Consider the following 26,821-nt stretch of genomic DNA (forward strand, 5'->3'; position numbering starts at 1 on the left):
ATGTCATCACCTGCCCAGCCCGACGTCCCCATCTGGACCACGGTGCAGGAGCTTCTGGTCGACGACGACCGCGTCACGCCCCAGCTCCAGGGCTTCCTGAGTCTCGCCGTTCCGGCCGGCGTCATGTCCGCCACGCTGTATCTCGAGGTTCCCAACGATCTGACCGCCGCGCAGATCAACAAGCGCCTGCGGCTGCCGATCATGGAGGCGCTGGCGCATGTCGGCGACGAGGTCACCTCGTACCGGGTCGTGGTGAATCACGAACTCGCCGAGCAGCAGACCGCGCCGATCGCCGTCGGCGACTTCGGACGAACCGAGCAGCCGCGTGTGGAGTCCCCGATGGAGCAGCCCACCCAGCTGCGCCATGAATCGCGACTCAACCCCAAGTACACGTTCGACAACTTCGTCATCGGCCAGTCCAACCGCTTCGCGCACGCCGCAGCGGTGGCTGTGGCCGAGGCGCCGGCCAAGGCCTACAACCCGCTCTTCATCTACGGCGACTCCGGACTGGGCAAGACCCACCTCCTCCACGCCATCGGCGACTACGCCCAGTCCCTGTATGCCGGGGTCAAGGTGCGCTACGTCTCGAGCGAGGAGTTCACGAACGACTTCATCAACTCGATCGCCAACAACCGCGGCGCCGCGTTCCAGGCCCGATACCGCGACGTCGACATCCTCCTGATCGACGACATCCAGTTCCTGCAGGGGCGGGCCGAGACGCAGGAGGCCTTCTTCCACACGTTCAACACCCTGCACGACCACAACAAGCAGGTGGTCATCACCAGCGACGTGGCGCCGAAGCATCTGACCGGTTTCGAGGACCGGATGCGCAGCCGCTTCGAATGGGGTCTGATCACCGACGTGCAGGCGCCCGACCTCGAGACGCGTATCGCGATCCTGCGTAAGAAGGCGCAGAGCGAGGCGCTGCACATCCCGGACGAGGTGCTCGAGTACATCGCCACGGTCGTCTCGTCCAACATCCGCGAGCTGGAAGGCGCGCTGATCCGCGTCTCCGCCTTCGCGAGTCTGAACCGATCGGCGCTCGACATCTCCCTCGCCCAGACGGTGCTGCGTGACATCGTCGACACGGCCGAGGACAACATCATCTCGCCGACCGACATCATCACGGCGACGGCGCAGTACTTCAAGCTGACGGTCGACGACCTCTACGGATCCAGCCGTTCGCAGCAGATCGCCACCGCACGGCAGATCGCGATGTATCTGTGCCGCGAGCGGACCAGCCTGTCGCTGCCGAAGATCGGCCAGCTGTTCGGCAATCGCGACCACACCACCGTGATGTACGCGTACAAGAAGATCAGCGAGCTCATGAAGGAGCGTCGCTCGATCTACAACCAGGTCACCGAGATCACGACGCAGCTCGGCCGCCGCTGATCAGCGGCGTTCGGCCGACAGGGGCACGGTATCCGCGAGGAAACCGTGCCCCTTCTCCGTGCTTGACACGCGGTTTCCGCGTGCGATAAATGCCTCTATGCACATGTGGATAACTTGTGGATGACGCCGGATCAGGTCGGGACGAATGTGAGCTCAGGGGCCAAACCTGTGGATAACTACGGGGAGACCCGCGTCGCGGCGAAGACGCCCCACCCGCGGATTCCTCAGGGATTCCACAACTGACAAGCGTGTAGTTCCTTACTCGCTCTTGCTATCCACCGACTTATCCACAGTATCCACAGGTGTTAACACCGTTAAGGAGTTAAGTCATTCAAGGCGCGATCCGATCACCAGACGGTGGGGAGAACGGCGGGACGGATGACAGGAACCTCGGCGTAGGGATACCGCGGACTGTGGGGCTAGCATGGGAAGCCCTGCACCGGCAGGGCCGACGACAACGCGTCACAGTTCGACGACAAGGGAGCACCCGTGAGGTTTCAGGTCAACCGCGATGTCTTCAGCGAGGCAGTGTCCTTCGTCGTCAAGCTCCTCCCGCAGCGCAATCCGCAGCCGATCCTCGCCGGAGTCCTGATCGAGGCGGACGGTTCCGGACTCACCCTGTCGGCGTTCGACTACGAGGCTTCGGCACGCACCACCATCGAGGCGACCGTCGAGACACCGGGCACGATCCTGGTCCACGGCCGCCTTCTCTCCGACATCGCGAGCCGGCTTCCGAACGCACCGATCGAGATCGCCGTCGAGGACGACGGCGGGATCGCGGTCACCTGCGGCTCCGCCCGATTCACTCTCGCGGCCATGCCGGTCGAGGAATACCCGTCGATCCCCGAGGTCACCGGCTCCTCCGGCGTCGTTCCCGCCGACGACTTCGGCACCGCGATCGCCCAGGTGGGCTTCGCCGCCTCCCGCGATGACGTGACCCCGGTGCTGACCGGTGTGCAGCTCGAGGTCTCCGGTCACACGCTGAGCCTGGTCGCCACCGACCGCTACCGTGTCTCGCTGCGCGATGTGCCGTGGGACGGCGAGGCTGTCGAGGCCACCGCCCTCGTGCCGGCGCGCACTCTGCTCGAGGTCGGCAAGACCTTCGGACACGCGGGCACGATCCAGGTCGCGTTCTCCGGAGCGGGTGACCGCGAGATCATCGCGTTCACCGCGGGCAACAAGACGGTGACGTCACTGCTGATCAAGGGCAACTTCCCGCCGGTGCGCCGGTTGTTCCCCGAGCAGACCGACCACTACGCGGTCGTCAACACCGCCGATCTGGTCGAGGCCGTGCGACGCGTGTCCCTCGTTCTCGATCGTGCCGCTCCGCTGCGTTTCACGTTCTCGAACGACAGCGTCACGATGGACGCCTCCGGTGGAGACCACGCTCGTGCATCCGAGTCGGTCGACGCGATCCTGTCGGGCGGTGACGAGGTGACTCTCGGTCTGAACCCGCAGTATCTCATCGAGGCTCTCGGTGCGGTGCGGAGCGAGTTCGTGCGGGTGACGTTCACGTCGAGCGACAACGCCAACAAGCTGAGCCCGGTCCTGATCACGAGCCAGACCTCGGTCGATCAGGCCGGCCTCGACTCGTTCAAGTACCTGCTGCAGCCGAACCTCCTCCTCCGCTGATCCCCGCCCCCGCCCGAAGCGTTCCCGGATCAGCCGGCACGCCGACTCTGATGGAGAAACCTTCGGGAGATGTGGTGCTCCCGGACTGAGCATCGGGAGGGACCCGCGAAGCGGGAGGGAACCCGCTCTGCGAAGGAAGGGGGCACCACATCTCCCGAAACCACGCGGCCCACGAACAGAATCAACTGTCAGACCCCGAAGGTAGGCTGACTCCGTGATTGTGGAGCACCTGAGTCTGGTCGATTTCCGCAATTACGCGACCGCCGAGCTCGCCCTGCACCGCGGTCCCAACGTTCTCGTCGGTCGCAACGGTCAGGGCAAGACCAATCTCGCGGAGGCGGTCGTCTTCCTCGCGACCCTCGGGTCGCATCGCGTCTCCTCGGATGCGCCCATGGTGCGCGACGGGCAGGAGTTCGCGGTGATCCGCGCGCGCCTCTCGCACGGCGAGCGTCGGGTCCTGGCCGAGGTGCAGGTGAACAGGCAGGGGTCGAACAAGGCGCGCATCAACGGTTCGCCGTCGAAGCCGAATGAGCTGCCGCGCTATGCCCACGTGGTGTTGTTCGCGCCCGAGGATCTGCAGATCGTGCGGGGGGATCCGTCCGCTCGCCGTCGTTTCGCAGACCAGCTCCTCATCCAGCGCACCCCGCGGATGGCATCGGTGCTCGCCGATTACGACCGTGTGCTGAAGCAGCGCAACGCGCTGCTGAAATCGGCCCGTGCTCGCGGTATCCGCGGCGAGGCTCTGAGCACTCTCGATGTCTGGGACGACAAGCTCGTCGCACTCGGTTCGGAGATCATCACCGCCCGGCAGCGGCTCGCGGCGGATCTGCAGCAGCCGGTCGCCGATGCATACGAGGCGATCGCCGGCGCCGACCACCGGCCGAGGCTCGAGTGGGCGCTGTCGGTCGACGGCGGTGATCCGGAAGAGGAGGACGGCGGCGACTCCGAGGAGATCGCGGGTGCGCCGTTGGGTGACACGGCACGGATCGCGGAGATGTTCCGAGCGTCTCTCGCGGCGAAGCGGTCGAACGAACTCGACCGCGGACTCACGCTCACCGGACCGCACCGCGACGACCTGGTGCTCCGCGTGCGCGACCTCCCTGTGAAGGGGTATGCGTCGCACGGAGAGTCGTGGTCGGTGGCGCTCGCGCTGCGGCTGGCTTCGGCCGAGCTGTTGCGCAGCGAGTCGCCGGCGGGCGACCCGGTGCTGATCCTCGACGACGTGTTCGCGGAGCTGGATGCGGATCGGCGTCAGCGCCTGGCCGCACTGACGGCCGGTTATGAGCAGGTGGTGGTGACGGCAGCGGTGGAGGAGGATATCCCCGCGGTGCTGCATGCGCACGTGGTGCACATCAGTGCCGGCACGATCAGTGACGACCGAGCCCTTCGACAGGCTCCGGGACCCAGGGCGGAAATGCAGGGACCCAGGGCGGAAGCGCAGGGACCCAAGGCGGAAGCGCAGGGACCCAGGGCGGAAGCGCAGGGATCAGCGACGGAGGGGGAGGATGACGATGAGTGACACCGTCCCCGCTCCGGCGGCGGAGGTTCCGGAGACCGTCGCCACCTATCTGCGGCTTCGTGGCCTGAAGCCGAGCTCCACGAGCTGGAAGCGCAAGCGGCGCATCACGGTCGATGACGACAACGCTCCGTTCACGCCGGGCCGCGACCCCGGAACGCTGGGCGACGTCCTCGATCGGCTCAGTCGGGATTCCGGCTGGCAGACCACCCTCGCCCGCGAGGACCTCGTGCGCCAGTGGGCGGATCTCGCGGGCGCCGACACCGCGAAGCACTCCGAGCCGGTCTCGCTGGAGCGGGGATTGCTCACCGTGAAGTGCGATTCGACGGCCTGGGCGAAGAACCTCCAGTTCATGCGCGGGACCATCCTGACGGAGATCGGTCGGCGTTATCCGGACGCGGGTGTGGAGAACCTTCGCTTCATCGGACCGGACGTCCCCTCGTGGAAATGGGGCCCCAGAGCCGTTCCAGGACGGGGCCCGCGCGATACCTACGGGTAGGGCACCATGCAAGGGGTCAAGAAGGCTCAGAGGGCCACACGCGGCCGTTGAGCGGCATTTCACGACGAAACCCCGCTAGAATGGGAGTTCGTGATATCGATGTGGAGAATGCCCTCTGATGACGCCTGAATTCCCTGCTGACGAGACGGAATCGACCACCGGGGGCACCCCCGACCCTTCGACGGACGCAGGGAACGAGACTCCACAGGCGTCGGCGAAGAAGAAGCAGCCCGGTGAGTACGGTGCGGACTCGATCCAGATCCTCGAAGGACTCGAGGCGGTTCGCAAGCGGCCCGGCATGTACATCGGCTCCACGGGTCCGCGCGGTCTGCACCACCTCGTATACGAGATCGTCGACAACTCGGTCGACGAGGCCCTCGCGGGGTACGCCGACACGATCCTGGTGACGATGCTCGCCGACGGCGGGGTCCGCGTGGTGGACAACGGCCGTGGCATCCCCGTCGATCCGCACTCCTCCGACCCGAACAAGTCCACGGTCGAGGTCGTGCTGACGATCCTGCACGCCGGCGGCAAGTTCGGCGGCGGCGCCTACGCGGTCTCCGGCGGTCTGCACGGTGTGGGCTCGTCGGTCGTGAACGCGCTCTCCACACGTTTCGACGTCGAGGTCAAGCAGAAGGGCTTCGTCTGGCGGCACAGCTTCGCCGACGGCGGCATCCCGCAGCAGAAGCTCGAGAAGGGCGAGGAGACCGACGAGACCGGAACGAGCATCACGTTCTGGCCGGACGCGCAGATCTTCACCGAGACCATCGAGTTCGACTACGACACGCTGCGCACCCGCTTCCAGCAGATGGCGTTCCTCAACAAGGGGCTGCGCATCGAGCTGAAGGACGAGCGGGAGTCCTCGGCCTACGAGGTGGAGGAGGACGGCGCGACCGTCACCCGCCAGCCGAGCGACGTGTTCTTCTACGAGCGCGGCCTCGTCGACTACGTCGAGTACCTCAACAAGGTCCGCCATGCCGAGGTCGTGAACGACGAGATCATCGCGTTCGAGTCCGAGGACACCGAGCGGAAGATCTCGCTCGAGGTCGCGATGCAGTGGACCACCTCGTACACCGAGAACGTGTTCACCTACGCCAACACGATCAACACGCACGAGGGAGGCACCCACGAGGAGGGCTTCCGCGCGGCGCTGACCACTCTCGTGAACAAGTACGCCCGCGCGAACAACCTGCTCAAGGAGAAGGACGACAACCTCTCCGGCGACGACGTGCGCGAGGGACTGACGGCCGTCATCTCGATCAAGCTCGGCGAGCCCCAGTTCGAGGGGCAGACCAAGACGAAGCTCGGCAACACCGAGGCGAAGGCGTTCGTGCAGAAGGTCGTCGGCGATCAGCTCGGCGACTGGTTCGATCGCAACCCGAACCAGGCGAAGAACATCATCCGCAAGGCGATCGACGCGGCCACCGCCCGTCTCGCCGCGCGCAAGGCCCGGGAGACCGCGCGGCGCAAGAGCGTCTTCGAGTCGGCGGCCATGCCGGACAAGCTCAAGGACTGCACGAGCAAGGATCCGTCGATCAGCGAGATCTTCCTGGTGGAGGGTGACTCCGCCGGCGGTTCGGCCGTGCAGGGGCGCGACCCGCACACCCAGGCGATCCTCGCGCTGCGCGGCAAGATCCTCAACGTGGAGCGTGCACGTCTCGACAAGGCTTTGGGTAACAAGGAAGTCCAGGCGATGATCCAGGCCTTCGGCACGGGCATCGGCGAAGAGTTCGACATCGAGAAGGCGCGCTATCACAAGATCGTGCTGATGGCGGATGCCGACGTCGACGGCCAGCACATCACCACGCTGCTGCTGACGCTGCTGTTCCGCTACATGCGCGGCCTGATCGAGGCCGGCTTCGTCTACCTGGCGATGCCGCCGCTCTACCGGCTGAAGTGGTCGAACTCGGCACACGAGTACGTGTTCAGCGACGCCGAGCGCGACGCGCTGCTCAAGCACGGTCTGGAGAACGGCAAGCGGATCCCGAAGGATGCCGGCATCCAGCGCTACAAGGGTCTCGGCGAGATGAACCCGAAGGAGCTGTGGGAGACGACGATGGACCACACCACGCGCACGCTCCAGCAGATCACCATCGAGGACGCGGCCGCGGCCGACGAGATCTTCAGCGTGCTGATGGGTGAGGACGTCGAGTCGCGACGCAGCTTCATCCAGCGCAACGCCAAGGACGTCCGCTTCCTCGACATCTGATCCATTATTGGGTCCCTGAGCTTGTCGAAGGGCACCCAGACGCTTCGACAAGCTCAGCGACCCAGAACTGAACGACCGGAATCGAAAAGACATGACTGACGAAGAACGCCCCGAGCTGGAACACGATCACGGCAAGATCGATCAGGTCGACCTGCAGTCGGAGATGCAGCGCAGCTACCTCGACTACGCGATGGCCGTCATCGTCGGTCGCGCGCTCCCCGACGTCCGCGATGGCCTGAAGCCGGTGCACCGTCGCGTGATCTACGGCATGTACGACGGCGGGTTCCGTCCCGACAAGTCGTTCTCGAAGTGCGCCCGTGTGGTCGGCGAGGTCATGGGCCAGTACCACCCGCACGGCGACTCGGCGATCTACGACGCCCTCGTCCGTCTGGTGCAGCCGTGGTCGCTGCGGTATCCGCTGGCTCTCGGTCAGGGCAACTTCGGCTCCCCCGGCAACATGGGTGCGGCCGCCCCGCGATACACCGAGACCAAGATGGCCCCGCTCGCGCTCGAGATGGTGCGCGACATCGAAGAGGACACGGTCGACTTCACCGACAACTACGACGGTCAGACGCAGGAGCCGACGGTCCTCCCGGCCCGCTTCCCGAACCTGCTCGTCAACGGATCGGTCGGCATCGCGGTCGGCATGGCCACGAACATCCCCCCGCACAACCTCCGCGAAGTCTCCGACGCCGCGCTCTGGGCCCTCGACAACCCGGAGATCTCCCGCGAGGAGCTGCTCGACGGACTGATCCAGCGCATCCCCGGTCCGGACTTCCCGACGGGCGCGCAGATCCTGGGCACCAAGGGCATCCACGAGGCGTACCGGACGGGCCGCGGCTCGATCACGATGCGCGCCGTCGTGAACGTCGAGGAGATCCAGGGCCGGACCTGCCTGGTCATCACGGAGCTGCCGTACCAGGTGAACCCGGACAACGTCGCCGTGAAGATCGGCGACCTCGCCCGTGACGGCAAGATCACCGGTATCGCGGACATCCGTGACGAGTCGTCCGACCGCACGGGTCAGCGCCTGGTCGTCGTGCTCAAGCGCGACGCGGTCGCGAAGGTCGTGCTGAACAACCTGTACAAGCACACGCAGCTGCAGGAGAACTTCGGCGCGAACATGCTCGCGATCGTCGACGGCGTTCCGCGCACGCTCGCGATCGACGGCTTCATCTCGCACTGGATCGCGCACCAGATCGACGTGATCGTCCGGCGCACGCAGTTCCGCCTGGCCGAGGCCGAGAAGCGGATGCACATCCTGCGTGGCTACCTGAAGGCGCTCGACGCGCTCGACGAGGTCATCGCCCTGATCCGGCGCTCGCAGACCACAGCGGATGCGAACGAAGGACTGCAGAAGCTCCTCGACATCGACGAGATCCAGGCCGATGCCATCCTGCAGATGCAGCTGCGTCGACTGGCCGCCCTCGAGCGCCAGCGGATCATCGATCAGGCGAACGAGCTCGAAGCACTCATCACCGACTACAAGGCGATCCTCGCCGACGAGGGTCGTCAGCGCACGATCATCCGCGAGGAGCTGACGGGCATCGTCGACAAGTTCGGCGACGAGCGGCGCACGCACATCCTGCACGGCTTCGACGGCGACGTGTCGATGGAAGACCTCATCGCCGAGGAGGAGATGGTCGTCACCGTCACGCGTGAGGGCTACATCAAGCGCACGCGCAGCGACAACTACCGCTCCCAGCACCGCGGCGGCAAGGGAGTGAAGGGCGCGCAGCTGCGTGCCGACGACATCGTCGAGCACTTCTTCGTCACGACCACGCACCACTGGCTGCTGTTCTTCACCGACAAGGGCCGCGTGTACCGCGCGAAGACCTATGAGGTGCCGGAGGCCGGACGGGACGCGAAGGGCACGCACGTCGCGAACCTCCTCGCTCTGCAGCCGGACGAGAGCATCGCGCAGGTCCTCGACATCCGCGACTACGCGGTGGCGGACTACCTGGTGCTGGCCACCCGCGAAGGCCTGGTGAAGAAGACCCGTCTGGACAACTACGACACGAACCGTCAGGGCGGCGTGATCGCGATCCGTCTGAACGAGGACGACGAGCTGGTCAGTGCGCTCCTGGTCAACGCCGAGGACGACATCCTGCTCATCAGCCGCCGCGGCATGTCGGTGCGCTTCGAGGCGACGGATGAGGCTCTGCGCCCGATGGGTCGCGCGACGGCCGGTGTGCGCGGCATGAAGTTCAAGATCGACGAGGACTGCCTGCTCTCGGCGTCGGTCGCGGCGCCAGGCAAGTTCGTGTTCGTCGTCACCGACGGCGGCTACGCCAAGCGCACCGCGGTCGAGGAATACCGTGTCCAGGGTCGCGGTGGAACAGGCATCAAGGTCGCCAAGCTGAACGACGATCGGGGCACTCTCGCGGGGGGTCTGATCGTCTCCGAGGACGACGAGGTCTTGGTGGTTCTGTCCAGCGGCAAGGTGGTACGCTCTGCCGTGGCCGAGGTCCCCGCCAAGGGTCGCGACACCATGGGAGTGGTGTTCGCCCGCACGACGGAGGCCGATCGCATCCTCGCCATCGCCCGCAACGGTGAGCGCGGTCTCGCTGAAGACGAGGCTGAGGCGGACGCGGAATCCGAGGCCCCCCAGACGACAGAGACCCCTGAGGACACAGACGCATGAGTACAGTTGCCGACAAGCTGGCGAAGAAGTCGACACGGAAGACCGGGGGCAAGCAGGTCCGACTCCGTCTGGTCTACGTGGACTTCTGGTCGGCCGTGAAGCTCTCGTTCCTCGGAGCCGTCGCTCTCGCCGTCGTCACCATGGTGTCGTTCTTCCTCATCTTCCTGGTGTTCCAGGCGACGAACATCATGACCACGGCGGAGAGCTTCCTGCTCGGGATCACCGACAACGCCTTCGTCCTCTCCGAGGTCGTGGGTCTGCCGCAGGTGATGGCGTTCGCCGCGGTGGTGGCGATCCTGAACCTGATCGTCTTCACGGTGCTCGGTGCCGTGGTCGCGGGCATCTACAACCTCGCGGTGAAGGTGACCGGCGGCCTGCTCGTCGGCTTCATGTCGAACTGATCCGGCGGCGATCTCCGGAGCGGATTCACGAAGGGCGGGTGCTGCGGCACCCGCCCTTCGTCGTCCCCGCCGCGGCACCGGGACTACACGACTCCTGTGGTGCCGAGCAGGGTGCCGATGAGCCAGGTCGCGGCCAACGCGAGGGCGCCGCCGACGACCAGACGGATCGATGCGCGCACCGGCGCAGACCCTCCGATCCGCGCCGACACCGCCCCGGTCACGGCGAGGGCGATGAGCACCGCGACGAAGGTCACCGGCACGCGCCAGTCCGGCGGCGGAAGCAGGATCGCGAGAAGCGGCAGCAGCGCGCCGAGCGTGAAGGCCACCGCGGAGGACACGGCGGCATGCCACGGATTGACGAGATCGTCCTGATCGATGCCGAGCTCGACCTCCAGGTGCGCCGCCAGGGCGTCGTGAGAGGTCAGCTCCTCCGCGACGCGCCGCGCGGTCTCCTCGGAGAGTCCGCGGTCACGGTACAGCTGCGCGAGTTCGGCGAGCTCGACCTCGGGCATCGTCCGCAGCTCCTCCCGCTCCTTCGCGATGAGGGCGCGTTCGCTGTCACGCTGACTGCTCACCGACACATATTCGCCGAGGGCCATGGATATCGCACCGCCGACGAGTCCCGCGATGCCCGCAGTGAGCAGGGCGGCACTGTCCGTCGTGGCGCCGGCGACACCCACGACCAGGGAGGCGACGGAGACGATGCCGTCGTTCGCCCCGAGCACTCCCGCTCGCAGCCAGTTGAGACGCTGGCCGAGTCCCGCGCCATGAGGTTCATCTGCATGGGCTGTCATGCCCTCAGTGAAGCAGACGGAGGTCTCCGCGGCGGGAAGTACCCACGAGTCGTTACGGAAAACCCGAAGCGGAGTGTCCGGTTGGCTCGGTGTCCGGCGGACCCGCGCGCCCGTACCGTGGAGGCATGACCACTCAGACTGCGACCCCGGCTCCCGTCACGGCGGTGAAGCCGCCGTTGCGCATCTTCCTCACGATCCTGCATCTGGCGGGCGTCGGCATCCTCGGTGGTGCCATCTTCGGCATGCTCGGCGGACTCCTCGGTACCGGGCTCGGCCTCCTCTTCGTCGCGGGGATCGGCCTGGTCCTCCTCGTGGGCCTCGTCTACGCGCTGTACGGGCTGGGCTGGTTCGAGATCGCCCGCGTCGGCGCGCTGTATCGCACGCCGATCGCCCCGCTGCGGCCGCAGCCCCGCGACCGCCCGGGGTTCGGCGGATGGCTCCGCTCACTCGGACGCCAGGCGATCGACGGACGCATGTGGCGCGCCGTCGCCAACTTCGCCATCTCCGCACTGCTCGGCTTCATCGTCCTGCGCCTCTTCTGGGGGCTTGTGTGGTCGATCTTCATCTCGTTCGCGCCGCTGACCGACGCAGACGCGGTGATCGGGCCGTTCGGCGGTGGCGGCATCGCCGTGGCGTGGGCGCCCCTGGTCGGCATCCTCGGCATCGCCGCCTGCCTCGCCGGCATGCTGGGGCTCGCGCTGCTGCACCGGACGCTGTCGCTGGCCATCGTGATCCGCAGCAAGGAGACGGAACTCACGGAGCGCGTCCGCACGTCCACCGCCCAGCGCGAGGGAGCGGTCCGCGCCGCCGACGTGGAGCGCACCCGCATCGAGCGCGACCTGCACGACGGCGTGCAGCCGCGGCTGGTCTCCGTCGGGATGACGCTCGGTCTCGCTCAGCAGAAGATCGACAACGACCCGGACGCCGCGAAGGAGCTCATCAATGAAGCGCACACCTCCACCAAGGCGGCGATCACCGAGCTGCGCCAGCTCGCCCGGGGCATCCACGCGTCCGTGCTCGATGACCGCGGCTTGGACGCTGCGCTGTCGGCGCTCGCCGGGCGCTCGCACATCCCGGTGCATCTCGACGTGCGGATGGACCCTTCGGCAGGCTCAGGGACCCATGCTTCGACAGGCTCAGGGACCCATGCTTCGACAGGCTCAGGGACCCATGCTTCGACAGGCTCAGGGACCCATGCTTCGACAGGCTCAGGGGCCCATGCTCCGACTCGCCCGGGACGGGAGGCCGAGGCGGCCGTGTACTTCTCGATCGCAGAATCCCTGACCAACGCCGCGAAGCACTCGCGCGCCAGTGAGGTCCGTGTCACGGTGCGGCTCCGCGAGGGGAACATCCTCTGGGCCCGGGTGGAGGACAACGGGATCGGCGGCGCTCAGGTGCAGCCCGGCGGCGGTCTCGACGGCATCGCAAACCGCATCCTCGCCGCCGGTGGGACCTTCCGGCTCGACAGCCCGCAAGGCGGACCGACCAGCCTGGAGGTGAACGTCCCATGCGCATCCTGATCTGCGAGGACTCGGTCCTCCTCCGCGAAGGTCTCGTCCGTCTGCTCGAGGACGCCGGCCACACGGTGGTCGCCGCTCTCCCCGACACCCACGGACTCGACGCCGCGGTCGTCGACACGGCGCCCGATCTCTGCATCCTCGACGTGCGCCTCCCGCCGACGTTCACCGACGAAGGCATCCGCGCCGCGCTCCGTCTGCGGTCGACCCATCCTTCGCTCGCGATCCTCGTGCTCTCGCAATACGTGGAGGAGCGGTACGCATCCGATCTGATCGCCGCGCAGGGCGGACCTCTCGGTTATCTGCTGAAGGATCGCGTCGCCGACGTCTCCGAGTTCCTCGCCTCGGTGCAGCGGATCTCGGAGGGTGCGACCGTGCTCGATCCCGAGGTGGTGGCGCAGCTGCTCACGCGCCGCAACCGGGACGACCGGATGCTGAGCCTCACCGAGAGGGAGCGCACCGTGCTCGCGCTGATCGCCGAGGGCAAGTCGAATCAGGCGATCGCCGCGCTGCTGTTCCTCTCGGAGGCCAGCGTCGAGAAGCACATCACGTCCATCTTCCAGAAGCTGGGCTTCGAGCAGGACGAGTCGGGCAACCGGCGTGTGCTCGCGGCCCTCGCCCACATCGAGAACAACGGCGGCCCGACGCCGCCGACCGGCCAGACAGGAGTGGCACGATGACCACCGAAGACAACAGCGTCCAGGGCGAGCACACCCCGCTCACCCCACCGCCCGCCACTCCGCCGCCGGCCGGCCCACCCCACATGTCGGCACCGCACGGCCCTCAGGTGCCTCCCCCCAGCCAGGGCGGGCGTTCGTCCGGCGCCACCGCCATCATGGTCGTGACCGCCGTGGTCGGCGGGATCGCCCTGCTCGGCGCCGGGGGAACCGCCGCGGTCGCCGCGACCGGAAATCTCCTGTCGTCGAGCCGAGCCGATTCGGTGCAGACGGCAGCGGTCGAAGGCATCGAAGCGATCGACCTCGACGCGGATGCCAGCAGCATGCGGGTCGAGTTCGGGGATGTGGACGAGGCGGAGCTGTCGGTCACCAACGGCCGCGGCACCGCGTGGACCTTCGAACGCGACGGCGATGAGCTCGTCGTGCGAAGCCCCCGAGGGGCGTTCGGGTGGTGGTTCGGCAACTGGTTCGGCGACGAGGAGATCGCCGTGCTCACGCTCCCGGAGAACCTGCGGGACGCCGGGCTCGATGCGGATCTGAAGCTGGACGCCGGCAGCCTGGACGTCGTGGGCGACTACGGGGTGCTGGAGCTCACGGTGAACGCCGGAGCGCTCGACGTGGAAGGCGCGGCGGACGAGCTCGACGTGCAGATGAGCGCGGGGCGGGCGGACCTCCTGCTGGACGGCGTCGGCACCGCCGACCTGGGGGTGTCCGCGGGCAATCTCACCATCGAGCTGACCGGCACGCCGCCGACGCAGACGACCATCGACGTGAGCGCCGGGTCGTTGGATCTGACCCTGCCGGACGTCGGGTACGCGATCGCCCAGGACGTCAGCGCGGGCACCCTGAACACCAAGGTCCAGGAGGACGCCGGCTCCACGAGGATGATCGACGTCACCCTCGCCGCGGGCACTGCGACCCTCCGACCGGGGCGCTGAGGACGGTCGAGGGCGAGGGCTCTTCGGGGTCCTCGCCCTCGATTCGGATTTTCCGTGATTCTCCGGTAAAGTCTTGGAGGTTGACGGGGCTATAGCTCAGGCGGTTAGAGCGCTTCACTGATAATGAAGAGGTCCCAGGTTCAAGTCCTGGTAGCCCCACTCCTTAACTCAAGAAATCCCTTACGGGGCCTTAGCTCAGTTGGTAGAGCGCCTGCTTTGCAAGCAGGATGTCAGGAGTTCGAATCTCCTAGGCTCCACAGGATCGAGAAGCCCCTGGCCGCTGCCGGGGGCTTCTTCCGTCCGGAGCGCTCCTGTCGTCTCGTCCCGGACGCCGGGCACGCCGGATCGGGCCATCCCGGATGCAGAAGGCGCGCGCGACTCAGCGGTCACCCACCGACACCAGCTCGTGCGGGGCGACATTCAGGCGCTCGCCGCCGTCCGCCGTGACGACGACGATGTCCTCGATGCGGGCACCCCAGGCGCCGTCGAAGTAGATGCCGGGCTCGATACTGAACGCCATCCCCTCCCGGAGGACCAGGTCATTGCCCGGCGCGATGTAGGGCTCCTCGTGCACGGAGACGCCGATGCCATGGCCCGTCCGGTGCAGGAACGCCCCACCCAGACCCGCATCGGCGAGGACGGAGCGCGCCGCGGCGTCGACTTCGGCCGCGGTCGCTCCCGGGCGCACGGCGTCCACCGCTGCCTGCTGCGCCCGCACGAGCACGGCGATGCGTTCGGCGGCTGCCGGGTCGGGAGTGCCCACGACGTAGGTTCTGGTGCTGTCGGAGTTGTAGCCGCTGGGCACCGCGCCGCCGATGTCGACCACGACGACGTCGCCCTCTTCGATCAGACGATCGGAGACCTCGTGGTGCGGGTCGGCGCCGTTCGGCCCCGACCCCACGATCACGAACTCGACCGTGCGGTGTCCCTCGGCGACGATGGCCTCGGCGATGTCGGCCGCGATCTCGCGCTCGGTGCGTCCGGCGCGGAGCCACGTCGGCACACGGCGGTGCACGGCGTCGATGGCCTCGCCGGCCTTACGGAGCTCCGCGATCTCCTCCGCATCCTTGATCATCCGGCCCTCGCGAAGCACCGGGGTGGCCAGCTCGAGGTTCACGCCGAGGCGTCCGCCGAGGGGGATCACGTGCAGGGCGGGAAGCGCATCGGAGACGCCGACGCGCGACACCGCGCCGGCGGCTTCCGCGACCAGAGCGTAGGGATCCTCGCCGTCGACCCAGTCCGCGACCGCGAGGCCGAGCTCGCCCACCGCGGTCGTGCGCACCTTCGCGAGCTCCATCCGCGGGACGACGACCGTGGGCGTCAGGGCCGGACCCAGGATCAGCGCCGTGAGTCGCTCGATGGTGTCCCCTTCCACGCCCAGCAGATACTGCAGGTCGGGGCCGGGACCGACGATGATGGCGTCGAGTCCGGACTCCGCGGCGAGGGACGCGGCTCGGGCGAGACGGGCGGCGTACACGGAGGCGGGGAAGGGAAGTGTGCTCACGGGATCCACGCTACTGCGCGGCCGCCCCCGAGGCACCTGCCGATCTCAGCTGATCGCGCGGCGGAGGCGCTCGGCGAGGAACTCCAGGTCCTTCTTCGTCAGGTCGGTCACGGCGTAGGCGGTGGGCCACACGGTGCCGTCGTCGAGATTCGAGAGGGGTTCGAAGCCGAACGTGCCGTAGCGGACCTTGAACTTGCTGGCGGGCTGGAAGAAGCACAGCACCTTCCCGTCGCGGCCCCAGGCGGGCATGCCGTAGTAGGTGCGGGGCACCAGGTCCGGCGCGACGTCGGAGACGAGCGCGTGCAGCTTCTCCGCGAGCGTCCTGTCGTCGTCGGGGAGCTTGCCGATGGCCTCCTTGATGTCGGCCTCCCCTGCCGCGCGCAGCTCCTCGGGCGACTTCTTCGCTCGCGAGCGCCGCGTGCGTGCCTCCTTGGCGGCGGCCTGCATCGCCTCGCGTTCCTCGTCGGTGAAGTTCTTCTCTTTCTCGGCCATGACGGTGTTTCCTCTCGACGTGCTGCCGGTGTGGGAATCACATTACGAGGGGGCGCGTCCGTGCGCTTCTCGATTTGTGATCGATGTCCTGCGGGACGCCGCGGCGTGCGGTGCGTGTCGGAGTCGGGCCCTCTGACACGCGGTCATCCAGGGGTGTCGAGCACGGATAGGGTGTGAGCCATGGACCTGCGTGTCGCGGCGTATGCGGTCGTCACCGATGACGACGGACGGCTGCTGCTGGCACGCTGGACGGAGGGCCGACGGGTGGCCTGGACGATGCCGGGCGGAGGACTCGAGCCCGGGGAGGCGCCGGAGGATGCGGTGCGTCGCGAGCTCCGCGAGGAGACCGGCTACACGGTCAAGGTCGGCGAACTCCTGGGCATCCATTCGCGCGTCATCCCTGCGGGACAGCGCGTGCAGAAGGCGGCCGCGCCGCTGCACACGCTTCGCATCGTCTACCGGGCCGAGGTGACGGGTGGCAGGCTCCGCTTCGAGACCGACGGCTCGACGGACATGGCGGAGTGGTTCCCCCGGAAGGCCGTCGCCGAGTTGCAGCGGGTCAAGCTCGTTGACATCGCGATGAGGATGGCCGGCCTCCTCTGACGCTCATCCCCGTCGGTCCCTGAGCCCGCCGAAACCCCCGTGGGTCCCTGAGCTTGTCGAAGGGCGAAGAGGTCAGCGCTCTTCGGGGACCGAGATGTCGGCGACGGTGGCGCCGTACGCGGCGATCAGATCGTCCGCGTCCACGAACAGGCTGTACCCGTGTGCGCCGGCGCCCATCGCGATGCGCTGCCCCACGATGGTCTCGTCCGCGTAGACGGGCCAGTCCGTGGTGCTGCCGATCGGCACGATCGTGCCGCGCTCATAACCCGTCGCGGCCAGGGCCAGCTCCGGCTCCGGGAGGCGCAGTTTGTTGACGCCGACCACGGCGCGGAGCTTCGGCCAGGAGATCGACCGCCCACCCGGTACGAGAGCGAACAGGTAGGTGTCGTCGGAACGCTTCACGACGAGCGTCTTCACGATCCCGGACGGGTCGATGCCGAGCAGCTCCGCGGCCTCGAACAGGCTGCGGGCCGCAGGACGCTCGCGGATCTCGATGTCGAGTCCACGCGCCGCGGCGGCATCCCGCACCCTGGCATGCTGATCGCCTCCGCCGCTCGAAGCGACGGAGGCGAGGTCAGACGGGGTCACGCGTCGGGCGCGGCGAGCGGGTCGTCCGCAACCCAGAGCTCGTCGTCGGCACGCAGCGCCTGCCAAGCGGCGTACAGCACGCCGACGGCGGCCGCAGCACCGAGAACGATGGCGACGATCGAGCCGAGGCCCGGGCCCTTCTTCTGCTTCTTGCCGAAGGCTCCCCGCGGTGCGGGTGCCGCGACGCCGTAGCGCTTGGCGTTCGCGACGTCCCACGCGGTCAGGGCGGTGCCGACCACGCCCCCCACGATCGGGACGACCTTGTCGTCCACGACGTGCTTGCCCATCTTCACCCCGCGGTCGACGACCGGGGCGACACGGCGGTTGTACGTGTCCTGAACGACCGGAACCACCTGCTCGCGGTTGAAGTTACCGAGCTGACGACCTGCCTCGCGGGCGACGTCAGCGGCATGTCCGACGACAACCTGCTGGTCCTCCCAGAGCCGGTTCGCGTCCTTCTGCAGACGACGAAGTTGCTTCTTCCGCTTTCGGCTGAGGCTCACGATGCTCTCCTGTCCGTTGGAGTACTGGGTTCCCCATCTTGCCACGGCAGGCTGGATGGCGGGAGGGAATCGCTCGACCCTTGCGTCATCGTGCGATCGGATGTACGCACCGGGCCAACTCACCGGAAGCTCTGCGAGAATGAGGGCATGGCTCACGCTTCTCACGTCGCAACCCTGCACACCAACCACGGTGACATCGTCATCAACCTCTTCGGAGACCACGCCCCGAAGACGGTCAAGAACTTCGTCGGCCTCGCCGACGGCACCCAGGAGTGGACCGACCCCGCCACGGGCAAGCCCGGCGAGGGACCCCTCTACAAGGACGTCATCTTCCACCGCATCATCCCGAACTTCATGATCCAGGGCGGCGACCCGCTCGGACAGGGCGTCGGCGGCCCCGGCTACAACTTCGACGACGAGATCAACATGGAGCTCGACTTCAACAAGCCGTACATCCTCGCGATGGCCAACGCCGGCCTCCGCCGCAACGCCATCACGGGCAAGCCCGAGGGCACCAACGGCTCGCAGTTCTTCATCACCACCGACCCGACGCCGTGGCTGCAGGGCAAGCACACGATCTTCGGCGAGGTCGCCGATGACGCCTCCAAGGCCGTCGTCGACGCGATCGGCGCCGTCGAGACGGGTTCCGGCGACCGCCCGGTGGAGCCGGTCGTCCTGCAGTCGATCGACATCGTCGCGGCCTGACGACAGCTGCGGCCGATCCGGATGACCACGCCTGAGTTCACGAGCAATCGCGACAACTTCTGCTACCGGCATCCGGATCGGCAGAGCTTCGTGCTCTGCCAGCGGTGCATGCGCACCATCTGCCCCGAGTGCCAGACGCAGGCAGCAGTCGGCGTCATCTGCCCGGAGTGCATGAACGCCGAGCGCAAGAACCGCACGCCGGCCCAGAAGAAGGCCGCGCGCCGCTGGGGCTCTCGCAGCGGCACGACGATGACCGCCGTCCGCAGCGGCAAACCGGTCGTCACGTATGCGCTGCTCGCCATCACGTCCTTCATCGGACTGGTGCAGCTGATCCCCGGCATCGGTCAGGAGATCACCTCGCAGCTGCTGTTCGCCGCTCCGTATCTCTACCCGAACCTCTCCATCCTCCCGTTCGAGCCGTGGCGACTGCTCACCGCGATGTTCGTGCACGGCGGGTTCATCCACCTCGCGCTGAACATGCTCGCCCTGTGGATGCTCGGGCAGAGCCTCGAGCCGCTCCTCGGTCGGGCCCGCTTCCTCGCGATCTACCTCATCAGCGGCCTGGGGGGTTCGGTGATGGTCGCCTGCCTCGCCCCGACCACCGCGACGGTGGGCGCCTCGGGGGCGATCTTCGGCCTGATGGCGGCTCTGCTGATCATCGGGCGTCACATCGGAGCGAACGTCTCCGGTCTTCTGGTGATCCTCGGCATCAACTTCGCCCTGGGCTTCTTCATCGGGAACATCGCGTGGCAGGCGCACCTCGGCGGGGCGATCGTCGGCGCCCTGGTCGCGCTCATCTACACGCGCACGAAGCGACGAGATCAGCGCACCTGGCAGATCGTGCTTCTCGCCGCAGTGGTGGTCCTGTTGATCGTCATCGTCGCATTCGTGCCGCCGCTGCTTCTTTTGTCCTGATCCCGAGTTGGTAACAGGGTTGTTAACCCCTGTGAATAACACCGGTGTAATTCTCCCCAGGCTGGGGATAGATCTGTGGATAAGTTCGTCGGGAACGGACGCAGACGACTTCCCTTCGCTCGCAGAGCGGGTTCCCTCCCGCTTCGCGGGCCCCTCCCGATGCTCGCTCCGGGAAGCCGTCTGCGTCCTTCAACCTGGTGGGGTAGGTCGCGGGTCCCTCCCGATGTTCGCGCCGGGAACAACCCCGCTCCCTTGCGTGCGTGCGAACCCGCTGCCTTGGCGTGCATACCTCGCTGTGGGTATGCGAAAGGCCCCCTCGCATCGCGAGAGGGCCTTTGAGGTCTGGGGGTCAGCGCCAGCGGGTGGTCATCAGGAAGCCGATCAGGGCGATGCCGAGACCGATGGCCAGGTTCCAGTTGTCGAGACCCGGGATCGGGAACTGCATGCCCGAGATGTAGAAGACGAGGATCCAGGCCAGCCCGAGGAGCATGAATCCGATCATCACCGGCTTGAACCACACGGCGTTGGGAGCTGCCTCGCCTTCGGCGCGCTCGACGACGGGTTCTTCACTGTTGCGGTCACGTGCCATTCCGTCATTGTACCCATGACACCTGTCCCTCGCCGAGGTCCCGGTGCCGCGCTGCGCCCTGGCACTTCGCCATCCGCTCAGCGTTCCCGGATATGATCGCCGCATGACTGCATCCGTCGTGCCTGGGGGGCGACGTCGGCGGCGAGAGCGGCCCCGCTCACGCGCCACGTTCGCGAGCGTTCTCGGCGAGCTCCTTCTCACCGCGGGCGTGCTGGTGCTGCTGTTCGTCGCCTGGCAGATGTGGATCGGCGACATCATCATCGCCGCTCAGAAGAACGACGAGGGCGCGGCGATCTCGCAGCAGCTCGCACAGGCCGAGCCGCCCGCGCTGCCACCGGTGGTCGAGGGCGACGACGGCACGACCGCATATGTGCCGCCGGTGCCGGCCGCACCGGCGGATGGCGAGTGGTTCGGACAGATGCACATCCCCCGCTTCGGCGCGGACTACAACTTCGGGATCTACGGCGGCACGAGCCGTGCGCGCACGCTCGACCAGAAGGGGATCGGGGTCTACACCAACTCGAAGATGCCCGGCGAGGTCGGCAACTTCTCGATGGCGGGTCATCGCACCACCTGGGGCAAGCCGTTCAACCAGCTCGACAAGCTGCAGATCGGCGACGCGATCGTCGTGGAGACTCCGGACGGCTGGTACACGTATCGGTTCCGCACGCTCGAGTACGTGAAACCGACGCAGACGGACGTGCTGGCCGACGTGCCGCAGATGCCCACGCAGCAGACCGGCGAGCAGTTCATCACGCTCACCGCCTGCTCGCCGCTGTACTCCCTCGCCGAGCGCATCGTCGCCTACGGGGTGTTCGAGAGCTTCCAGCCCCGGGCCGAAGGACCGCCCACCGCCCTGACCGAGACGCCGCCTCCGCCGGCAGCGCCCTCCGTATGACCGTGCACGCCGACAAGGGAGAAGTCTGATGTACGCCGCACTCTGGCGCCTGCTGCCCGGACCGTGGTGGGTGCGCGTCCTCATCCTCGTGATCGTCATCGCTGCCGTGCTGTACGGCCTGTTCTGGTACGTCTTCCCGTGGCTGAGCCCGATCATCGCCCCCGGCGAGGTCGACGTCGAATGACACGGGTCCTCGTGGTCGACAACCACGACAGCTTCGTGCACACGCTCGTCGGCTACCTCCACGAACTCGGCGCCGAGACCACGATCGTCGAGGCCGATGCCACCGACGCCGCCGAGCTCGAGCGCATGCTGGCCGGATACGACGCGCTCCTGCTCTCCCCCGGACCGGGCGCACCGGTCGATGCGGGCGCCTCTCTCGACGCGGTGCGCATCGCCGCTCGGCTGCGCACGCCGACGCTCGGGGTGTGCCTGGGGCACCAGACCATCGGCGCAGCGCTCGGCACCCCGGTGACGGCGGCGTCCGAGCTCATGCACGGCATGGTCTCCCGTGTCACCCACGACGGCTCCGCCCTGTTCGACGGCATCCCCACCCCGTTCGCGGCGGGGCGCTATCACTCGCTGGCCCTCGCGGAAGAGGACCTGCCGTCCGAGGTCGTCGTCACGGCCCGGACCGAGGACGGCACGGTGATGGCCCTCGCCCACCGGGAGCTGCCTCTGCTCGGGGTGCAGTTCCACCCCGAGAGCGTGCTCACCGAAGGCGGCTACCGCCTGCTGGCCAACTGGCTGCGACTGGTCGGCGACGAGGATGCGGTGGCACGCGCCCGGAATCTGCACCCGCTGTCGCAGTGACCGCCGAGCGCCGGCCGCGCGACTACTCCCCCGTGCAGTAACGCAGCTCGACGGACGTGCCGACGGGCACGTCACCGGGCGCCGACGACATCGAGTGGACGGTCGGCGGCTCGGTGGCGGGGCAGTCGCCCTGCTCGACGGGGACCGGTGTCAGTCCGAGATCCGAGAGGTTGGTCGACGCCGCATCGACGGTCCACCCCACGAGGTTCGTGAGAGTCACCTTGCCGCTGGCGACCACCAGGTTGACCACCGTTCCGGGTGCGAGTTCGGCGTCGGCGTCCTCGCTCGCGGAGATCACGGTGTTCGCGGCCAGACCCTTGTCGTTGCGGGGGATGACGGTGCCGAGCGAGAGCCCGGCCGACTTCAGCGCATTCGTCGCGGCATCCAGGGACATCCCCTCGATCTTCGGCATCACCACCGTCTCCTCGCCCGAGGAGACATGCAGTGTGACCGTCGAACCCTCTTCGACGGAGACACCGGCCTCGGGGTCGGTGCTGATGACATTGCCTTCGGCGATATCCGTGCTCGACTCGATCACGACCTTCGCGGTCATGTCGAGCTTCGCCAGGTCGTCCAGCGCACGTTCGGAGGAGACGTTCACGAGGTCCGGCATGATCCGCGCGGAGTTCGGAACCTCGGGCGGACGCATGCTGATCGTGAACACCCAGAACACCACGGACGCCAGAAGCACGGCGAGCAGTGCGACGCCGGCCCAGATCCAGGCGACGGGCGGGCCCGACTGCGTCCGCGTCATGGTCGTGTCGGTGCTGAGCTGACGCAGCGAGCGCGCGGTCTCCTGCGCCTGGCGCGGGCTCGGGCCGTACAGCTCGCTCGTGAGCGCGCCCAGCTGCTTGCGAGTCGGCGCGTTCCCGGTGACGGCGGCGTCCAGGGCCGCGCGGAAGTGCGCGGCATCCGGGTAGCGCTGGTAGGGGTCCTTCGCGAGCGCGCGCAGCACGATCGGGTCGAGGGCACCCGGCGCATCCTCGTTCACCTCGGTCGGCGGGACCGGCGTCTCACTGACGTGCTGGTAGGCGACGGCGACGGGGGACTCGCCGCGGAACGGCTGACGACCGGTGAGCAGCTCGTAGAGGACCACACCGGTGGAGTACAGGTCGGCGCGGGCGTCGACGGGCTCGCCCTTGGCCTGCTCGGGCGAGAAGTACGCGGCGGTGCCGATGATCTGCGTGGTCTCCGCGACGGTCGAGGAGGAGTCGGAGACGGCGCGGGCGATGCCGAAGTCCATCACCTTGACCTGACCCTTGTCGGTCACCATCACGTTGCCCGGCTTGATGTCGCGGTGCACGACGCCCGCGCGGTGCGAGTAGTCGAGCGCCTCGAGGATGCCGTCGACGTAGCGGACGGCATCGGCGACCGGCACCGGCCCAGCGGCGATGATGTCCTTGAGCAGGGTGCCCTTGACCAGCTCCATCACGATGTACGGCGGCTCGTCGGAGGAGCTGTCGATCGCGGAGGGGTCCCCGGCGTCGTACACGCGCACGATCGACGGATGCGACATGCGGGAAGCCGCCTGCGCCTCCAGCCGGAAGCGCGTGCGGAAGGCCGTGTCCCGCGCCAGCTCCCGGTCGAGGATCTTGATCGCGACCTCACGCCCCAGGGTCAGGTCGTATCCGCGATACACCTTCGCCATCCCGCCGTGCCCGATGAGCTCGTCGACGCGGTATCGCCCCGCGATGACTCGTGGCTCTGTGGACACGTACGACCCCCCTGGAACTGCGGTGAATGACTGGATCTAAAGGTTACCCTTCGGTGTCGGCCTCGCCGTCACCGGGGTCGGGTGCGGCGGTGATCGGGACCGAGAGCGCCGGCGAGGCGGCGGAGGTGCGCTGGTCGCCGCCCGAGCACATGCCCTGGTAGGTGACGAGCAGCTGCTGTCCCGGAGCGTCCGCGACCTTGATCTGCGTGTTGCGCTGGGTCGGCTGGAAGTTCGGACCGCCCGACACGAACGTCCCGTTCTGGACCGACACGACGTATCCGGAGAGCGTCGTTCCGCTGGGGCACGTGAAACCGGTGCCCCAGGAGATCGTGACCGTGCTGCCCGCGACCGGGTCACCCGTGATGGTGGGGGCGTCGGTCGGCGTCGGGATGGCGGCGCGTGCGGCGTAGATCGTGAGGGTGATCGGCGTCGTCGTCTCCACGTTGCCCTGCGGCACGACGTTGTAGACCGTGCCCACCTCGGCGTCCGAGGGCGCGGGGTCGCCCTCGGGGCAGGTGATCTCGCTGTTGACGAAGCCGGCGTTCTGGAGCGTGGTCGTGGCCGTCCCGCAGTCCATGCCCACGAGGTTCAGGGCGCTGACGTTGACCCTGGTGACCTCAGGGGTCGGCTCCGGTGTCGGGGTGTTCGAGGGAGTCCGGCTCGCGGTCGTCGCCGGCGGCGTGGCCGTGGGCTCGTCGTCGTTGCCACCCTGGTTCAGGAGCGCCAAGAGCGCCCCGCCGAGCACGATCACGAGCAGTACGATCAGAGCGATCAGCGGCCACGTCCAGGGGCTGCGCTTCTTCTTCTTCTTCTCCTCCTCGGCGAGGGCGGCCTCACCGGCCGGGAGCTGCGCCGTGGTGGGGAGGATGCGCGTCGTGCCGTCCGCGCCGGAGGACGTGAGCATGCGGGTCGCGTCGTCGTCGCCGGCGATGCCGCCGGTCGCGATGGCGGGCACGGCGATCGCGGCGGAGTTCAGGTCGCCGCGGCGCAGGGCCTGTGCGGCGCGCGCGACGGTCGCGGAGGAGGACGGACGGTCGCCCGGCTTCTTCGCGATCATCGCCATCACGAGGTTCTGCACCGGGATCGGCACCGTCGGCGGCAGCGGCGGCGGCTGCTCGTTGATCTGCGCCATCGCGATGGCCACCTGGGACTCGCCGGTGAAGGGGCGCTTGCCCGCGAGGCACTCGTACGCGACGATGCCGAGCGAGTAGGTGTCGGTGGCGGGAGATGCCGGGTGGCCTGACGCCTGCTCGGGCGAGAGGTACTGCACGGTGCCCATGACCTGGCCGGTCGCGGTCAGCGGCACCTGGTCGGCGATGCGGGCGATGCCGAAGTCGGTGATCTTCACGCGCCCGTCGGGCGTGATCAGCAGGTTTCCCGGCTTGATGTCGCGGTGCACGAGACCGGCGGCGTGCGCGGCCTGCAGGGCGGATGCCGTCTGGGCGACGATGTCCAGCGTCTTGTCGGCGCTCAGCGCACCGTCACGCTCGAGCACGGTCGACAGTGCCTCGCCGGGGACGAGCTCCATGACGAGGTAGGCGCTGCCGTTCTCCTCGCCGTAGTCGAACACGCTGGCGATGCCCTCATGGTTGACGAGAGCGGCGTGCCGAGCCTCGGCGCGGAACCGCTCGAGGAACCCGGGGTCCCCCATGTACTCGTCCTTGAGGATCTTGATCGCGACGGTACGTCCGATGACGTGATCCGTCGCTTCCCACACCTCGCCCATGCCACCGATCGCGATACGCGACTGCAGCTCGTAACGACCACCGAACGACACACCCTGCGTCGGCCTCATCTGCCCAGCACCGCCTCTATGACCTTCTTCGCAATCGGAGCGGCGATGGTGTCGCCGCTGCCTGATTGTCCCTGTCCGCCGCCGTCTTCGACGACGACCGCTACTGCGACCGCGGGGTCGTTCGCCGGCGCGAAGCCGGTGAACCACAACGTGTGCGGCCTGTTTCCGTTCTCTGCGGTGCCCGTCTTACCGGCCACGTCGATCCCGTCTATTCTTGCACCCTGGGCTGCGCCCGTTGCGACGCTCGCGACCATCGCGGCGGTGACGTCGTTCGCCACATCCGGCTCCATCGCGCGGCCGAACTCGCTGTTCTCGAACGCCTTGATGACCGACAGATCGTTGCCGATCACCGCGTCCACCATGCGGGGATTCATCACCACGCCGTCGTTCGCGAGGCCGGCCGACACCATCGCCATCTGCAGCGGCGTCGCGGTCACCTGACCCTGTCCGAAGCCCGTCAGCGCGGTCTGCGCGTCGTCGAGGGCGCGCGGGTAGCTCGACGGCGTCGAGGTGAGAGGAGTCTCGAAGGACTTGTTGAAACCCATCTTCTCCGCCATCTCGCGGATCGTGTCGTCGCCGAGCGCGACGGCCAGCTCGGCCATCGGGATGTTGCAGCTGAGGCGGATGGCCTCCGCGATCGTGACGGTCTCGCCGGGACCGCAGGTGCCGCCCCACGCGTTGGAGACACGGTTCGACGAGCCCGGAAGCGCGTACGACACGGGGTTCGGCAGCGTGGACTGCGGGTTCCAGTCGCCGGTGGCGTATGCCGCAGCGGCGACGACCACCTTGAACGTGGAGCCGGGAGGGTTGAGGTCGCCGGCGATCGCGCGGTTCGACAGCGGCTTGCCCGGGTCGGCGACGAGCTGATCGTAGGTCGCGTTGGCGGCGTCGGCGTCGTGGGTCGCCATGGTGTTCGTGTCGAAGCCGGGCGTCGACACCATCGCCAGGATGCGTCCGGTCTTGGGGTCCATCGCGACGACGGCGCCCTGCAGACCGTCGAGCGCCTCGTACGCGGCCTTCTGGGCGGCGGTGTCGAGCGAGAGCTCGACGCTGAAGCCGCGCTGGGGCTGGCCGGAGAGGATGCGCTCCACCTCGCCGAGGAAAGCGTTCGCCCCCGTGCCGGACAGGTCGGCGTTCATCGCCTTCTCGATGCCGGTGCGGGAGTCGAGCGCCGGGTTGAAGTAGCCCGTCACGGGCTCCCACATCGGCGCATCGGCGTAGACGCGCTGGAACTGGTACTGATCGTCGCTGGGGACCGAGTTCGCGATGGCCACCCCGTCGACGATGATCGAGCCGCGCTGGATCTCGTAGCTGTCGAGCCGGGTGCGCTTGTTGTGGGTGTTCTGCGCCAGGCTGTCGGCCTCGACGACCTGGATCCAGCTGGTCGCGGCGAACAGCGCGAGGAACATGAACAGCATCACGATGCTGAGGCGGCGGAGCTCTTTGGTCATGCGACGCCCCCTCGGGCGGAGTGCGCGGCGGT

The 26,821-nt window shown here is 67.8% G+C and carries 25 protein-coding genes and 2 tRNA genes; 18 read left to right on the forward strand and 9 right to left on the reverse strand.

What is annotated here, in order from left to right; translation table 11 throughout:
• From dnaA to CSX12_RS00035, 7 genes are all read left to right on the forward strand, one after another.
• On the forward strand, positions 1-1,392 hold the full coding sequence (gene dnaA / locus CSX12_RS00005) for a chromosomal replication initiator protein DnaA (protein WP_017203853.1): 1,392 nt from the start codon (positions 1-3) through the stop codon (positions 1,390-1,392).
• A gap of 489 nt (positions 1,393-1,881) precedes the next feature.
• Positions 1,882-3,024 (forward strand): DNA polymerase III subunit beta, encoded by a 1,143-nt coding sequence (dnaN, locus tag CSX12_RS00010; RefSeq protein ID WP_124894427.1) that lies wholly within the window; start codon positions 1,882-1,884, stop codon positions 3,022-3,024.
• Positions 3,025-3,238: 214 nt separating this feature from the next.
• Positions 3,239-4,543, forward strand: coding sequence for a DNA replication/repair protein RecF (recF, locus tag CSX12_RS00015; protein WP_124894428.1), 1,305 nt, complete (start codon positions 3,239-3,241; stop codon positions 4,541-4,543).
• On the forward strand, positions 4,530-5,039 hold the full coding sequence (locus CSX12_RS00020; protein WP_083513070.1) for a DciA family protein: 510 nt from the start codon (positions 4,530-4,532) through the stop codon (positions 5,037-5,039). The genes recF and CSX12_RS00020 overlap by 14 nt, the downstream gene beginning before the upstream one ends.
• 118 nt (positions 5,040-5,157) lie before the next feature.
• Positions 5,158-7,248, forward strand: a complete 2,091-nt coding sequence (gene gyrB / locus CSX12_RS00025; protein ID WP_124894429.1) for a DNA topoisomerase (ATP-hydrolyzing) subunit B — start codon at positions 5,158-5,160, stop codon at positions 7,246-7,248.
• 91 nt (positions 7,249-7,339) lie between these two features.
• The gene (gene gyrA / locus CSX12_RS00030) at positions 7,340-9,892 is read left to right on the forward strand and encodes a DNA gyrase subunit A (RefSeq protein WP_017203858.1); all 2,553 of its coding nucleotides are present in this window, start codon (positions 7,340-7,342) and stop codon (positions 9,890-9,892) included.
• On the forward strand, positions 9,889-10,293 hold the full coding sequence (locus CSX12_RS00035; RefSeq protein ID WP_017203859.1) for a DUF3566 domain-containing protein: 405 nt from the start codon (positions 9,889-9,891) through the stop codon (positions 10,291-10,293). Before gyrA ends, CSX12_RS00035 begins: the two co-directional genes overlap by 4 nt.
• Before the next feature lie 83 nt (positions 10,294-10,376).
• Here the strand turns inward: CSX12_RS00035 and CSX12_RS00040 are convergent, their stop codons facing one another.
• Complete coding sequence (locus tag CSX12_RS00040) at positions 10,377-11,087, reverse strand: VIT family protein (protein ID WP_026049929.1); 711 nt, start codon at positions 11,085-11,087, stop codon at positions 10,377-10,379.
• Between the two features lie 125 nt (positions 11,088-11,212).
• On the opposite strand from CSX12_RS00040, the gene CSX12_RS00045 reads away from it, so the two are divergent.
• The 5 genes from CSX12_RS00045 (at position 11,213) to CSX12_RS00065 (ending at position 14,476) form a co-directional block, all read left to right on the forward strand.
• Positions 11,213-12,607: a histidine kinase gene (locus tag CSX12_RS00045; RefSeq protein ID WP_241160517.1), complete on the forward strand. Its 1,395-nt coding sequence runs from the start codon at positions 11,213-11,215 to the stop codon at positions 12,605-12,607.
• Positions 12,595-13,284 carry a response regulator transcription factor gene (locus tag CSX12_RS00050; RefSeq protein WP_017203862.1) on the forward strand — a complete coding sequence of 230 codons (690 nt, stop codon included), beginning with the start codon at positions 12,595-12,597 and terminating at the stop codon, positions 13,282-13,284. The genes CSX12_RS00045 and CSX12_RS00050 overlap by 13 nt, the downstream gene beginning before the upstream one ends.
• Entirely contained in the window at positions 13,281-14,219 is a 939-nt protein-coding gene (locus CSX12_RS00055; RefSeq protein ID WP_241160518.1) for a DUF4097 domain-containing protein, read from the forward strand. The genes CSX12_RS00050 and CSX12_RS00055 overlap by 4 nt, the downstream gene beginning before the upstream one ends.
• Positions 14,220-14,304: 85 nt before the next feature.
• Positions 14,305-14,378 (forward strand) — tRNA-Ile (locus CSX12_RS00060).
• A 25-nt stretch (positions 14,379-14,403) separates the two neighbouring features.
• A tRNA-Ala gene (locus CSX12_RS00065) sits at positions 14,404-14,476 on the forward strand.
• A gap of 122 nt (positions 14,477-14,598) precedes the next feature.
• Here CSX12_RS00065 and CSX12_RS00070 read toward each other — a convergent pair.
• Entirely contained in the window at positions 14,599-15,723 is a 1,125-nt protein-coding gene (locus CSX12_RS00070; RefSeq protein ID WP_124894430.1) for a Xaa-Pro peptidase family protein, read from the reverse strand.
• Positions 15,724-15,768: 45 nt separating this feature from the next.
• On the reverse strand, positions 15,769-16,215 hold the full coding sequence (locus tag CSX12_RS00075) for a hypothetical protein (protein WP_017203865.1): 447 nt from the start codon (positions 16,213-16,215) through the stop codon (positions 15,769-15,771).
• Positions 16,216-16,395: 180 nt separating this feature from the next.
• Between CSX12_RS00075 and CSX12_RS00080 the strand changes: the two genes are divergently transcribed.
• Positions 16,396-16,818, forward strand: coding sequence for an NUDIX hydrolase (locus tag CSX12_RS00080; RefSeq protein WP_017203866.1), 423 nt, complete (start codon positions 16,396-16,398; stop codon positions 16,816-16,818).
• Positions 16,819-16,890: 72 nt separating this feature from the next.
• Here CSX12_RS00080 and CSX12_RS00085 read toward each other — a convergent pair whose 3' ends face one another.
• Complete coding sequence (locus CSX12_RS00085) at positions 16,891-17,346, reverse strand: YbaK/EbsC family protein (protein WP_026049930.1); 456 nt, start codon at positions 17,344-17,346, stop codon at positions 16,891-16,893.
• A gap of 56 nt (positions 17,347-17,402) precedes the next feature.
• On the reverse strand, positions 17,403-17,909 hold the full coding sequence (locus tag CSX12_RS00090; protein WP_017203868.1) for a hypothetical protein: 507 nt from the start codon (positions 17,907-17,909) through the stop codon (positions 17,403-17,405).
• Between the two features lie 147 nt (positions 17,910-18,056).
• Between CSX12_RS00090 and CSX12_RS00095 the strand changes: the two genes are divergently transcribed.
• Together CSX12_RS00095 and CSX12_RS00100 are read left to right on the forward strand one after the other, a co-directional pair.
• Positions 18,057-18,614 carry a peptidylprolyl isomerase gene (locus CSX12_RS00095; protein ID WP_124894431.1) on the forward strand — a complete coding sequence of 186 codons (558 nt, stop codon included), beginning with the start codon at positions 18,057-18,059 and terminating at the stop codon, positions 18,612-18,614.
• Between the two features lie 21 nt (positions 18,615-18,635).
• Positions 18,636-19,529, forward strand: coding sequence for a rhomboid family intramembrane serine protease (locus CSX12_RS00100; RefSeq protein WP_017203870.1), 894 nt, complete (start codon positions 18,636-18,638; stop codon positions 19,527-19,529).
• Between the two features lie 349 nt (positions 19,530-19,878).
• Here CSX12_RS00100 and CSX12_RS00105 read toward each other — a convergent pair whose 3' ends face one another.
• On the reverse strand, positions 19,879-20,118 hold the full coding sequence (locus tag CSX12_RS00105) for a cell division protein CrgA (RefSeq protein ID WP_017203871.1): 240 nt from the start codon (positions 20,116-20,118) through the stop codon (positions 19,879-19,881).
• A 103-nt stretch (positions 20,119-20,221) separates the two neighbouring features.
• On the opposite strand from CSX12_RS00105, the gene CSX12_RS00110 reads away from it, so the two are divergent.
• The 3 genes from CSX12_RS00110 to CSX12_RS00115 are packed head-to-tail and all read left to right on the forward strand — an operon-like array spanning position 20,222 to position 21,829.
• Positions 20,222-21,016, forward strand: a complete 795-nt coding sequence (locus tag CSX12_RS00110; protein ID WP_017203872.1) for a class E sortase — start codon at positions 20,222-20,224, stop codon at positions 21,014-21,016.
• 28 nt (positions 21,017-21,044) lie between these two features.
• The gene (locus CSX12_RS18395) at positions 21,045-21,200 is read left to right on the forward strand and encodes a hypothetical protein (RefSeq protein ID WP_017203873.1); all 156 of its coding nucleotides are present in this window, start codon (positions 21,045-21,047) and stop codon (positions 21,198-21,200) included.
• On the forward strand, positions 21,197-21,829 hold the full coding sequence (locus CSX12_RS00115) for an aminodeoxychorismate/anthranilate synthase component II (protein ID WP_026049931.1): 633 nt from the start codon (positions 21,197-21,199) through the stop codon (positions 21,827-21,829). The genes CSX12_RS18395 and CSX12_RS00115 overlap by 4 nt, the downstream gene beginning before the upstream one ends.
• Positions 21,830-21,851: 22 nt before the next feature.
• Here the strand turns inward: CSX12_RS00115 and pknB are convergent, their stop codons facing one another.
• The 3 genes from pknB to CSX12_RS00130 are packed head-to-tail and all read right to left on the reverse strand — an operon-like array spanning position 21,852 to position 26,789.
• A complete protein-coding gene (gene pknB, locus CSX12_RS00120) occupies positions 21,852-23,543 on the reverse strand; it encodes a Stk1 family PASTA domain-containing Ser/Thr kinase (RefSeq protein WP_124894432.1) in 1,692 nt (563 codons plus the stop codon).
• Between the two features lie 43 nt (positions 23,544-23,586).
• Entirely contained in the window at positions 23,587-25,338 is a 1,752-nt protein-coding gene (locus tag CSX12_RS00125) for a serine/threonine-protein kinase (RefSeq protein WP_225855690.1), read from the reverse strand.
• Positions 25,335-26,789 carry a penicillin-binding transpeptidase domain-containing protein gene (locus CSX12_RS00130; protein WP_124894433.1) on the reverse strand — a complete coding sequence of 485 codons (1,455 nt, stop codon included), beginning with the start codon at positions 26,787-26,789 and terminating at the stop codon, positions 25,335-25,337. Before CSX12_RS00130 ends, CSX12_RS00125 begins: the two co-directional genes overlap by 4 nt.
• Positions 26,790-26,821: the final 32 nt, after the last annotated feature.

Source organism: Microbacterium sp. Y-01 (assembly GCF_003856715.1).
Classification (GTDB): domain Bacteria; phylum Actinomycetota; class Actinomycetes; order Actinomycetales; family Microbacteriaceae; genus Microbacterium; species Microbacterium algeriense.

Excerpts from the sequence above, each read along its gene's own strand:
- dnaA (WP_017203853.1), top strand. The coding sequence starts at position 1 with ATGTCATCACCTGCCCAGCCCGACGTCCCCATCTGGACCACGGTGCAG.
- CSX12_RS00020 (WP_083513070.1), top strand. The coding sequence starts at position 4,530 with ATGACGATGAGTGACACCGTCCCCGCTCCGGCGGCGGAGGTTCCGGAG.
- gyrB (WP_124894429.1), top strand. The coding sequence starts at position 5,158 with ATGACGCCTGAATTCCCTGCTGACGAGACGGAATCGACCACCGGGGGC.
- gyrA (WP_017203858.1), top strand. The coding sequence starts at position 7,340 with ATGACTGACGAAGAACGCCCCGAGCTGGAACACGATCACGGCAAGATC.
- CSX12_RS00035 (WP_017203859.1), top strand. The coding sequence starts at position 9,889 with ATGAGTACAGTTGCCGACAAGCTGGCGAAGAAGTCGACACGGAAGACC.
- CSX12_RS00040 (WP_026049929.1), bottom strand. The coding sequence starts at position 11,087 with ATGACAGCCCATGCAGATGAACCTCATGGCGCGGGACTCGGCCAGCGT.
- CSX12_RS00045 (WP_241160517.1), top strand. The coding sequence starts at position 11,213 with ATGACCACTCAGACTGCGACCCCGGCTCCCGTCACGGCGGTGAAGCCG.
- CSX12_RS00050 (WP_017203862.1), top strand. The coding sequence starts at position 12,595 with ATGCGCATCCTGATCTGCGAGGACTCGGTCCTCCTCCGCGAAGGTCTC.
- CSX12_RS00055 (WP_241160518.1), top strand. The coding sequence starts at position 13,281 with ATGACCACCGAAGACAACAGCGTCCAGGGCGAGCACACCCCGCTCACC.
- CSX12_RS00075 (WP_017203865.1), bottom strand. The coding sequence starts at position 16,215 with ATGGCCGAGAAAGAGAAGAACTTCACCGACGAGGAACGCGAGGCGATG.
- CSX12_RS00080 (WP_017203866.1), top strand. The coding sequence starts at position 16,396 with ATGGACCTGCGTGTCGCGGCGTATGCGGTCGTCACCGATGACGACGGA.
- CSX12_RS00095 (WP_124894431.1), top strand. The coding sequence starts at position 18,057 with ATGGCTCACGCTTCTCACGTCGCAACCCTGCACACCAACCACGGTGAC.
- CSX12_RS00100 (WP_017203870.1), top strand. The coding sequence starts at position 18,636 with ATGACCACGCCTGAGTTCACGAGCAATCGCGACAACTTCTGCTACCGG.
- CSX12_RS00105 (WP_017203871.1), bottom strand. The coding sequence starts at position 20,118 with ATGGCACGTGACCGCAACAGTGAAGAACCCGTCGTCGAGCGCGCCGAA.
- CSX12_RS00110 (WP_017203872.1), top strand. The coding sequence starts at position 20,222 with ATGACTGCATCCGTCGTGCCTGGGGGGCGACGTCGGCGGCGAGAGCGG.
- CSX12_RS18395 (WP_017203873.1), top strand. The coding sequence starts at position 21,045 with ATGTACGCCGCACTCTGGCGCCTGCTGCCCGGACCGTGGTGGGTGCGC.
- CSX12_RS00115 (WP_026049931.1), top strand. The coding sequence starts at position 21,197 with ATGACACGGGTCCTCGTGGTCGACAACCACGACAGCTTCGTGCACACG.
- CSX12_RS00125 (WP_225855690.1), bottom strand. The coding sequence starts at position 25,338 with ATGAGGCCGACGCAGGGTGTGTCGTTCGGTGGTCGTTACGAGCTGCAG.
- CSX12_RS00130 (WP_124894433.1), bottom strand. The coding sequence starts at position 26,789 with ATGACCAAAGAGCTCCGCCGCCTCAGCATCGTGATGCTGTTCATGTTC.